The organism is Liquorilactobacillus uvarum DSM 19971 (genome assembly GCF_001434935.1).
GTDB classification, from domain to species: domain Bacteria; phylum Bacillota; class Bacilli; order Lactobacillales; family Lactobacillaceae; genus Liquorilactobacillus; species Liquorilactobacillus uvarum.
The window spans coordinates 1-210 of sequence record NZ_AZEG01000158.1; the positions used below are offsets into that span (position 1 = coordinate 1).

The 210-nt window shown below is 33.3% G+C and carries 1 protein-coding gene; it reads right to left on the minus strand.

Features of this window, described 5'->3' with window-relative positions:
• Positions 1-32: 32 nt before the first annotated feature.
• Positions 33-210: IS3 family transposase (locus tag FD20_RS13225; protein WP_157060953.1), on the minus strand; the 178-nt coding region annotated here is incomplete at its 5' end.

Here is a 210-nt window from a genome sequence, read left to right on the forward strand (position 1 = left end):
TGCTCCTAAGTCAATATCTGGCACATGTTTTTCTAGACACTTGTTCTGATTCTTTCAGTGTTGAACCAATTAATATAATTTGAGGTTCTGAGAATTAAGTCCTCAAAGCTTGAGAAGTGCGTTTGAAAAACAAATTCTCGTTTTAATAACGAATGAAAAGCTTCTATTTGGCTATTATCGTAAGGATATCCTTGCTTAGAATATGAATGG